The sequence below is a fragment of the Sphingopyxis sp. genome (assembly GCF_050725615.1).
Lineage (GTDB): Bacteria > Pseudomonadota > Alphaproteobacteria > Sphingomonadales > Sphingomonadaceae > Sphingopyxis.
On the sequence record NZ_JBOHHU010000135.1, the window covers coordinates 1 to 6,734 of the forward strand.

Annotated in this window: 6 protein-coding genes; all 6 read right to left on the bottom strand. The window is 68.5% G+C overall.

Annotation, left to right across the window (positions count from 1 at the left end):
- On the bottom strand, positions 1-986 hold a 986-nt coding region (locus tag ACREB7_RS20065), incomplete at its 3' end, for a tetratricopeptide repeat protein (RefSeq protein WP_431594025.1).
- Positions 987-1,046: 60 nt separating this feature from the next.
- On the bottom strand, positions 1,047-2,507 hold the full coding sequence (gene ftsZ / locus ACREB7_RS20070; protein WP_431594026.1) for a cell division protein FtsZ: 1,461 nt from the start codon (positions 2,505-2,507) through the stop codon (positions 1,047-1,049).
- 151 nt (positions 2,508-2,658) lie between these two features.
- Complete coding sequence (gene ftsA, locus ACREB7_RS20075) at positions 2,659-3,915, bottom strand: cell division protein FtsA (RefSeq protein WP_431594027.1); 1,257 nt, start codon at positions 3,913-3,915, stop codon at positions 2,659-2,661.
- 4 nt (positions 3,916-3,919) lie between these two features.
- A complete protein-coding gene (locus tag ACREB7_RS20080; protein WP_431594028.1) occupies positions 3,920-4,861 on the bottom strand; it encodes a cell division protein FtsQ/DivIB in 942 nt (313 codons plus the stop codon).
- A complete protein-coding gene (locus tag ACREB7_RS20085) occupies positions 4,858-5,781 on the bottom strand; it encodes a D-alanine--D-alanine ligase (RefSeq protein ID WP_431594029.1) in 924 nt (307 codons plus the stop codon). The genes ACREB7_RS20080 and ACREB7_RS20085 overlap by 4 nt, the downstream gene beginning before the upstream one ends.
- Positions 5,778-6,677, bottom strand: coding sequence for a UDP-N-acetylmuramate dehydrogenase (gene murB / locus ACREB7_RS20090; RefSeq protein WP_431594030.1), 900 nt, complete (start codon positions 6,675-6,677; stop codon positions 5,778-5,780). Before murB ends, ACREB7_RS20085 begins: the two co-directional genes overlap by 4 nt.
- Between the last annotated feature and the right edge of the window lie 57 nt (positions 6,678-6,734).

Below are 6,734 nucleotides of genomic sequence, written 5' to 3' on the forward strand. Positions count from 1 at the left end.
GGCGGCGGCGGGTCGGACATGCGGCGCGCGACGACGGCCGGCGGCGTGGCGGTCGCCGGGGTCAGCGTCCCGCTCTTGCGCGGGCGTTCATCGGCACGCTTGCCCTTGGGTGTCGTCGTCGCCGGCGACGGTGGTGGCGGCGCGGCGGCGGCGATCTGCACCGGCTTGCGCGGCGGGCCGAGATTGCCCGACGGAAAGCGGCCAAAATGCGCGGCGGCGGCCTGCTGCGCCGGATTGAGGCGATCCATCTGGGTCAGATAAGGCAGGATATTCTGCGCGAGTTGCGGCGGCATCGTCGCATTGACGATCTCGGTCGCCTCGCCGTTGCGGCCGTTGATCGCAAGGATCATCGCGCGCATCCGCCAGGCGCCGCGATCCTGCGCGCGGAGTTGGCCCGAGAGCAATTGCACCCCGCGGTCGGCCTCGCCCGCGATGCCGAGCGACAGCGCATAGCGGCGGAGCGTCTCGTCATTCGGGGCGAGCGACAGCGCCAGCTGATAGTCGCGCTGCGCCGCGTCCTGCTGGCCGAGCAGGTCGCGCGCCAGTCCGCGGTCGGCGAGGAAAATCCGTTCGGGCGCGCCGAGCAACTGCGCCTCGCCGAAATAGTCGAGGGCGCGGGTCGGGTTTTCCATATGGACCATCGCCGAGCCGAGCGCCGCCTTGACCGCGCCGTCGCGCGGGTTCGCCTGTTCGGCGCGGGTCAGGAAGCCCAGCGCGGCGCGATAATCCTCGAGCTCGATCGAGGCGCGTCCGGCGTCGAGCAGCGCCGGTCCGTCGGTGCTGTTCGCCGCGATGCGCGCGAGCGCCGACGACAGGAGCGTCCGCGCGGCGGTGCGCTTTTCCATCGCGGCGCGCGTCGCGGCGTCGGGCGGCGTGACCTGCGCGTGCGCGTGCGCCAGCGGCATCACGCCGAGCAACAGCGCGGAAAGCGCGAGCGCCTTACGCGCCGCGCGTCCCGGCCTGGCCGACTTCATGGTTCGCCGCATGGGCAAATTCATCCCGATTCCGCGCCGCCCTGCCCTGGCAGGCGCGCTATGATCGCCCTGTTACTGGTTGTTCTGGCGGTTCAGGAAGCGCGGGATATCGACCCCGTCTTCCTTGCCATCATCCTCACCCTCGGCCGGCGCGGCGCCGCGCGACAGGCGCGACATCCGCTCGAACAGGGTGCCGCCGCCGATCGCGCGCGCCGGCGCCTCTTCGGCCGGCGCCGGATCGGCGACCGGGGCGGACTGATAGGCCGGGGCCGCCGCTTCGGGCTGACCAAGGACCAGTTCGTCGGCGGTGTCGTCATAGGTCGCCGCGACGTGCGACAACTCCATCGGCTCCTCCTCGACACTCGCCTCTGCCGCCGCCGGTTCGGCCGGGGCGCTGTCGCCGAGCGAAAAGCCCGGCGCCGGGTCGGGCTCGACCTGGGCCTCGACCGCCGCCTCATAGGGCGCTTCCTCGACCGGCACTTCGATGACCGGCGCGACCGGCGCGGCGCTGCGCGCCGGCGCGAAGGAGAAGCTGCGCGTCGCGGCCGGAGCCGGAGCGGCCTCGCCGGTCCCGTCGATGCCGGTGGCGACGACCGACACGCGGATCTTGCCCTCCAGCCCTTCGTTGAAGGCGCTGCCCCAGATGATGTTGGCGTCGGGATCGACCAGCTCGCGAATATGGTTGGCGGCTTCGTCGACTTCCATCAGGCGCATGTCTTCGCCGCCGGTGATCGAGATGATGACGCCCTTGGCGCCCGCCATGGAAACGCCGTCGAGCAACGGGTTGGCGATCGCCTTTTGCGCGGCTTCGAGCGCGCGGCCATCGCCTTCGGCTTCGCCGGTGCCCATCATCGCCTTGCCCATTTCGCGCATCACGCTGCGCACGTCGGCGAAGTCGAGGTTGATCAGGCCGGGCATGACCATCAGGTCGGTGATGCCGCGCACGCCCTGCTGCAACACTTCGTCAGCCATGGTGAAGGCTTCTTTGAAGGTCGTGTTCGGATTGGCGACCAGGAACAGATTCTGGTTCGGAATGACGATCAGCGTGTCGACATGATCCTGCAGCTCGGCGATGCCCGATTCGGCCGAGCGCATGCGCCGCGCGCCTTCGAACATGAAGGGCTTGGTCACGACGCCGACGGTCAGGATGCCCCGGTCGCGCGCCGCCTTGGCGATCACGGGCGCCGCACCGGTACCGGTGCCGCCGCCCATGCCGGCGGCGATGAAACACATATGCGCGCCCTGCAGCGCGTCCTCGACCTGCGAAATCGTTTCCTCGGCGGCCGCACGCCCGACCTCGGGCCGCGAGCCCGCGCCGAGACCTTGCGTGATCTGCGCGCCGAGCTGGATCCGCCGTTCGGCGGGCGAGGCGTTGAGCGCCTGCGCGTCGGTGTTGGCGACGATGAAATCGACCCCCTCGACCCGCGCCGCGATCATGTTGGCAATCGCATTGCCACCCGCGCCGCCGACGCCGATCACGGCGATGCGCGGTTTCAATTCATCGACCTGCGGCGGGCCAATATTGATGCTCATCGATCAGTCTCCCTGCAGCGGCGAACCATTGCCGCTTCCCTCACCATGCGACCCTGCCGAAGCGGTGGTCCGCCGCCCTGGCTTCGTACCGCATTGCACTATTGTGACGCCGATATCACCCAAAAAATTAACCCTTTCGCGCAACTCGTCGCTAGAAACTGTTTTTCAGTGCGGCCATCAAGCGATTGATAATCCCGGTACTGCGCGGCCGATAGACATCTTGTGACATCATCGGCAAATCGCGCAGGTCGACGGGGTCCGACGCCGCGTAGAGAATGAGCCCTGCGAGCGTCGCAAAGGCCGGGCCCGAATGCGCGTCGGGTAAGCCGAGCAATCCCTTGGGACGCCCCACCCGCGCCGCGCGGCCAAGCGCGCTCTGCGTATAGTCGGCGATCCCCTTGAGGTCCGCGCCGCCGCCGACGAGCACCACCTGGCGCCCGATCGGACCGACGAAATGCAGGTCTTTCAATGTCCTGCCGATCTCTCCCATCATCGCGTCGAGGCGCTGGCGGATCACGGTGACGAGTTGCGCACGCGTGATGCGCGGCGATTCCGAGCCGCTCGGGGCGCCGGGTTCGAGCTCGATGATCTCATTATTGTCGCGCGGGGACGCCGAGGCCGAGCCGTAGAAGCTTTGCAGGCGCTGCGCCTGGCTGCGGCGGATGCCGAAGGCCGAGGCGATGTCGTCGGTGATGTCGCTGGCGCCGAAGGGCAAGGACGCCATTTCTACGAGCATGCCGCCGGCGTAGAGCGACACGGTGGTCACCGACGCGCCGAGTTCGACGAGCGCGACACCGAGGTCGCGTTCCTCGTCCGACAGGCACGACAGCCCGGCGGCGATCGGCGAGGCCACCACGGCGTTGACGTCGAGATGCGCCTGGCGGACCGCCGCCTCGAGGTTCCGCACCGGGGCGCCGTCGGCCATGATGATGTGGATGTCGACGCCGAGCCGGTCGGCGTGGAGGCCGATCGGATTCTTGACCCCGGTGAGGCCGTCGAGGGTGTAGAGCGCGGGCTGGGCATGGAGGATCATGCGGCCTTCGGGATCAATGCCGGCGCGGCCCGCGGCGAGCAGGTCGTCGACATCCTCCTGTTCGATGCGGTGGCCGCCGAGTTCGCTTTCGATCGGCGCGACGTCGCTCAAGAGGCTGCCCGCCGAGAAGGCGACCCAGACATCGTCGATGTTGAGCCCGGCGATGCGTTCGGCCTGTTCGATCGCCTCGCGCACGACATGTTCGGTCTGTTCCATGTCGGCGACATAGCCGCGCTGGACGCCGCGGCTTTCGCGCTGGCCGGTGCCGAGGACGTGGAGCGCGCCGTCGGCGGTCTGCCCCGCGATCAAGGCGCACACCTTCCACGACCCGACATCGAGCGCGGTGATGATCTTCTCGATGCGCGGCGGCGCCATCGCCCTATCCTTCCTCGGCCGCAGTCGCGGCGGCCAGCGCGTCGGCGGCGGCGCGCGCACCCTCGAGCTTGGCGGGCGCGACCTGGCCTTCGTGGGGCAAGCGTAACACGAAACGGTCGGGATCGCGCATGTCGAAGCGCAGGATACCGCGCCCGAGCAACCGGTTGGCGCCGTCCATATGGGCGAATTTGGCAAGCGCCTTCTTCGCCTGCTCCTCGCCCTCGGGCAGCGACAAAGTCTCGCCGCTGCGGAAGCGCAGGTCCCAGCGGCGATTGCCGACCCAGGTCGCGCCGGCGAGCAGTTCCTTGAGGCTGCTCGCTTCTGCGAGCAGGCGGTCGAGGTCCTGCGAGCGCTGGTTCGCCTTCGGCCCGATGACGAGCGGCAGGTCGGGCATCGTCGCGATGGTCACGGGTTCGAGCACGACGCCCTTTTCGTCGATCAGCGACAGGCGGTTGTTGTGCTGCCAGATCGCCGCCGGGGTGCGCTCGACGATGTCGACCACGAGCGTGTCGGGCAGGCGGCGCGAGACGCGCGCATCCTTGATCCAGCCATATTTCATCAGGTCGGCGCGCACCCCTTCGAGGTCGAGCGCCGCCATCGAGCGGTCCTTTTGCGCCAGCGCGATGTCATAGACCTTGAGCCGGTCGATGCGGTCGGCGCCGACGACCTCGACCTTCTTGACCTGGAACCCCGCGCGGCCGACCGCCTGCGCATATTCCTCCTGCACCTTGGCGGTCACGCCCGTCGCATGCGCGGCGAGACCGACGACCGCGAAGAGGCCGAGGCCGATCGTCCAGTTGGCGACCTGCTGCAAACGCTGCGGGCTGATCGGCAGCGCGTTGATCACCGCGTTGAGGCGCGACGTCTTGATCGTCTTGCGCTTTTTCGGCGCGCGCGACGGGCGCCGCGGCGCCGATGTCGGGCGTTTGATCTTCTGCTGGCTCATAATGCTTCCCCCACGATGCGTTCGACCAGTTCCGCATAATCCATGCCGATCGCGCGCGCCTGTTCGGGCACGAGGCTGAGCGGCGTCATCCCCGGCTGCGTATTGACCTCGAGCAGGAAGATGCCCGCGAGGCCCTGTTCGTCGTCCCAGCGAAAGTCCGAACGCGACGCGCCCTTGCAGCCGAGCAGGCGGTGCGACTGTACTGCCAAATCCTTCATGCGTTGCGCCACGTCGTCGGGGACCTCGGCGGGGCAGACATGTTCGGTCAGACCCTCGGTATATTTGGCGTCATAGTCGTAAAAGCCCGACTTCACGCGCAGTTCGGTGACCCCGAGCGCCTGGTCGCCGAGCACCGCGACGGTGAGCTCGCGGCCTTTGATGAAGGGCTCGGCGAGCAGGCGGTCGAACTCCTGCCAGGGGCCGACGGCTTCGCGTGCGATCGGATTGCCGTAATTGCTGTCGTCCTTGACGATCGCGACCCCGACCGACGAGCCTTCATTGACCGGCTTCAGCACATAGGGGCGCGGCAGCGGGTCGACGCTGAACAGGCTTTCGCTGTCGACCATCGTGCCAACCGGCATCGGGATGCCGTGCGGGACGAGCGCCTGCTTGGTCAGTTCCTTGTCGATCGCGATCACCGAGGTGACGAGCCCGCTGTGGGTATATTTGAGCCCCATCAGGTCGAGCATGCCCTGCACGGTCCCGTCCTCGCCGGGAACGCCGTGGAGCGCGTTGAACACGACGTCAGGCTTCGCCTCGGCCAGCCGCAGCGCGACGTCGCGGTCCATGTCGATGCGCGTGACCTTGTGGCCACGCGATTCGAGCGCGTCGGCAATGCCCTTGCCGCTCATCAGCGACACCTCGCGCTCGGCGGACCAGCCGCCCATCAGGACGGCGACATGCCACGGACCCCGGCTCACTTCGCCACTCCCACGCGTTGAATCTCCCATTGCAGTTCCACGCCGCTCTTGTCCTTGACCCGGCGGCGGACTTCCTCGCCGAGCGCTTCGATGTCGGCGCTTGTCGCCTCGCCGGTGTTGATGAGGAAGTTGGTGTGCTTCTCGCTGACCTGCGCGCCGCCGACCGCGAAGCCGCGACAACCGGCCTCGTCGACCAGTTGCCACGCCTTATGCCCGTCGGGGTTCTTGAAGGTCGATCCGCCGGTCTTCGAGCGCAGCGGCTGCGACGCCTCGCGGCTCGCCGAGATACGGTCCATTTCGGCCTGGATGGCTTGCGCTTCGCCGGGGCGGCCACGGAAGGTCGCGCCGACGACGACCGCGCCGTCGGGCAATTCGCTATGGCGATAGGTATAGCCGAGGTCGGCGAGCGCGAGCGTCCGCCGCTCGCCCGAACGCAGTATGATGTCGGCGTCGATCAGGATGTCCTTGACCTCGCCGCCATAGGCGCCGCCGTTCATGCGCACGAAGCCGCCGACGGTGCCCGGGATCGAGCGGAGGAATTCCATGCCCGCGATACCCGCGTCGCGCGCGGTCGAGGAAACGAGAATGCCCGACGCGCCGCCGCCGCAGCGCAGCGTCGTCGCGTCGATGGCTTCGACCTTGGCGAACGCCTTGCCGAGGCGGACGACGACACCCGGAAAGCCGCCGTCGCGGACGATGAGGTTCGAGCCGAGGCCGAGCGCCATCACGGGGACGACGGGGTCGAGGTCGCGGAGGAAATCCGCGAGGTCGTCGGCATCCTTGGGCTCGAACAGCCAGTCGGCAGGGCCGCCCGACTTGAACCAGACGAGCGGGGCCAGTGGAGCCTTTGCCGTCAGTTTGCCGCGCACGGCCGGGAGGGTGGCAAGGTCGCTCACAACCGCATCCCTTCCCCGTTCGTCCCGAGCGAAGTCGAGGGACGCGTGGCGCTGCAC

Excerpts from the sequence above, each read along its gene's own strand:
- ftsA (WP_431594027.1), bottom strand. The coding sequence starts at position 3,915 with ATGGCGCCGCCGCGCATCGAGAAGATCATCACCGCGCTCGATGTCGGG.
- ACREB7_RS20080 (WP_431594028.1), bottom strand. The coding sequence starts at position 4,861 with ATGAGCCAGCAGAAGATCAAACGCCCGACATCGGCGCCGCGGCGCCCG.
- ftsZ (WP_431594026.1), bottom strand. The coding sequence starts at position 2,507 with ATGAGCATCAATATTGGCCCGCCGCAGGTCGATGAATTGAAACCGCGC.